Genomic DNA, 3,212 nt, shown 5'->3' with positions numbered 1-3,212 from the left:
GAGTTTTTTAATAAGTTCAATTGCTTATTTTCTTGATCTAACTTCTATCGCTAGAAGAAGGATCAAAACCCAACCGCAAGGTTGATAAGGTTAAGTGAATAAGGGCGCACGGTGGATGCCTTGGCACTAGGAGCCGATGAAGGACGGGACTAACACCGATATGCTTTGGGGAGCTGTACGTAAGCTATGATCCAGAGATTTCCGAATGGGGGAACCCAGCATCTTTAATAGGATGTTACGATTGTGTGAATACATAGCACATTCGAGGTAGACGCAGAGAACTGAAACATCTAAGTACCTGCAGGAAGAGAAAGAAAATTCGATTCCCTGAGTAGCGGCGAGCGAAACGGGAAAAGCCCAAACCAACAAGCTTGCTTGTTGGGGTTGTAGGACTCCGATATGGTCGTTCTTTCAGATAGTCGAATGACTTGGAAAAGTCAGTCAAAGAGGGTAAAAACCCCGTAGACGAAATGTGGAAGACACCTAGGAGGATCCTGAGTACGGCGGAACACGAGAAATTCCGTCGGAATCCGGGAGGACCATCTCCCAAGGCTAAATACTCCCTAGTGACCGATAGTGAACCAGTACCGTGAGGGAAAGGTGAAAAGCACCCCGGAAGGGGAGTGAAATAGAACCTGAAACCGTGTGCCTACAACAAGTCAAAGCCCGTTAATGGGTGATGGCGTGCCTTTTGTAGAATGAACCGGCGAGTTACGATTGCATGCGAGGTTAAGTTGAAGAGACGGAGCCGCAGCGAAAGCGAGTCTGAATAGGGCGTTTGAGTATGTAGTCGTAGACCCGAAACCATGTGATCTACCCATGTCCAGGTTGAAGGTGCGGTAAAACGCACTGGAGGACCGAACCCACGTACGTTGAAAAGTGCGGGGATGAGGTGTGGGTAGCGGAGAAATTCCAAACGAACTTGGAGATAGCTGGTTCTCTCCGAAATAGCTTTAGGGCTAGCCTCGGAATTGAGAATGATGGAGGTAGAGCACTGTTTGGACTAGGGGCCCATCTCGGGTTACCGAATTCAGATAAACTCCGAATGCCATTCATTCATATCCGGGAGTCAGACTGTGAGTGATAAGATCCATAGTCGAAAGGGAAACAGCCCAGACCACCAGCTAAGGTCCCAAAATATATGTTAAGTGGAAAAGGATGTGGGGTTGCACAGACAACTAGGATGTTGGCTTAGAAGCAGCCACCATTTAAAGAGTGCGTAATAGCTCACTAGTCGAGTGACCCTGCGCCGAAAATGTACCGGGGCTAAACATATTACCGAAGCTGTGGAGTACACCTTTAGGTGTATTGGTAGGAGAGCGTTCTAAGGGCGTCGAAGGCAGATCGTGAGGACTGCTGGAGCGCTTAGAAGTGAGAATGCCGGTATGAGTAGCGAAAGACAGGTGAGAATCCTGTCCACCGAATGACTAAGGTTTCCTGGGGAAGGCTCGTCCGCCCAGGGTTAGTCGGGACCTAAGCCGAGGCCGATAGGCGTAGGCGATGGATAACAGGTTGATATTCCTGTACCCGTTGTTTTTGTTTGAGCAATGGAGGGACGCAGGAGGCTAAGGAATGCAGACGATCGGAAATGTCTGTCCAAGCAGTAAGTCTGAAGAGGAGTCAAATGCTTCTTTTCTTAAGGACAAGCTGTGATGGGGAGGGAAATAATAGTACCGAAGTTCCTGATGTCACACTGCCGAGAAAAGCTTCTAGTGAGAAAACAGCGGCCCGTACCGCAAACCGACACAGGTAGTCGAGGAGAGAATCCTAAGGTGAGCGAGAGAACTCTCGTTAAGGAACTCGGCAAAATGACCCCGTAACTTCGGGAGAAGGGGTGCTGATCATACGATCAGCCGCAGTGAATAGGCCCAAGCGACTGTTTATCAAAAACACAGGTCTCTGCAAAATCGTAAGATGAAGTATAGGGGCTGACGCCTGCCCGGTGCTGGAAGGTTAAGAGGAGTGCTTAGCGCAAGCGAAGGTACGAATTGAAGCCCCAGTAAACGGCGGCCGTAACTATAACGGTCCTAAGGTAGCGAAATTCCTTGTCGGGTAAGTTCCGACCCGCACGAAAGGCGTAACGATTTGGGCACTGTCTCAACGAGAGACTCGGTGAAATTTTAGTACCTGTGAAGATGCAGGTTACCCGCGACAGGACGGAAAGACCCCATGGAGCTTTACTGTAGTTTGATATTGAGTGTCTGTACCGCATGTACAGGATAGGTAGGAGCCGTAGAAATCGGAACGCTAGTTTCGATGGAGGCGCTGGTGGGATACTACCCCTGCGTTATGGCCACTCTAACCCGCACCACTAATCGTGGTGGGAGACAGTGTCAGATGGGCAGTTTGACTGGGGCGGTCGCCTCCTAAAAGGTAACGGAGGCGCCCAAAGGTTCCCTCAGAATGGTTGGAAATCATTCGAAGAGTGTAAAGGCAGAAGGGAGCTTGACTGCGAGACCAACAAGTCGAGCAGGGACGAAAGTCGGGCTTAGTGATCCGGTGGTTCCGCATGGAAGGGCCATCGCTCAACGGATAAAAGCTACCCTGGGGATAACAGGCTTATCTCCCCCAAGAGTCCACATCGACGGGGAGGTTTGGCACCTCGATGTCGGCTCGTCGCATCCTGGGGCTGTAGTCGGTCCCAAGGGTTGGGCTGTTCGCCCATTAAAGCGGCACGCGAGCTGGGTTCAGAACGTCGTGAGACAGTTCGGTCCCTATCCGTCGCGGGCGTTGGAAATTTGAGAGGAGCTGTCCTTAGTACGAGAGGACCGGGATGGACTTACCGCTGGTGTACCAGTTGTTCTGCCAAGGGCATTGCTGGGTAGCTATGTAGGGAAGGGATAAACGCTGAAAGCATCTAAGTGTGAAGCCCACCTCAAGATGAGATTTCCCATTTCTTTAAGAAAGTAAGATCCCTGAGAGATGATCAGGTAGATAGGTCAGGAGTGGAAGTACAGTGATGTATGGAGCGGACTGATACTAATCGATCGAGGACTTAACCAATAGGTTAAAAGAAAAGAACTCGGAAAAAACTTATAGAACTTCAAATCCAGTTTTGAGTGAACAAAATTTACTCAATAAAAGATAACACCACAGTGTGGTGGCGATAGCGAGAAGGATACACCTGTAACCATGCCGAACACAGAAGTTAAGCTTCTTAGCGCCGATTGTAGTGAGGGGTTGCCCCTTGTGAGAGTAGGACGTCGCCACGC

At 49.9% G+C, this 3,212-nt stretch carries 2 rRNA genes; both read left to right on the top strand.

The window, feature by feature from the left end:
• Window positions 1–88: 88 nt before the first annotated feature.
• Window positions 89–3,003: ribosomal RNA gene (locus tag RWU19_RS12310) — 23S ribosomal RNA — on the top strand.
• 93 nt (window positions 3,004–3,096) lie between these two features.
• A 5S ribosomal RNA gene (gene rrf / locus RWU19_RS12305) occupies window positions 3,097–3,212 on the top strand.

Origin of the sequence: Enterococcus sp. 2STP (genome assembly GCF_032465635.1) — a bacterium.
GTDB lineage: Bacteria > Bacillota > Bacilli > Lactobacillales > Enterococcaceae > Enterococcus_B > Enterococcus_B lactis.
This window is presented reverse-complemented; position numbering and strand designations above follow the sequence as displayed.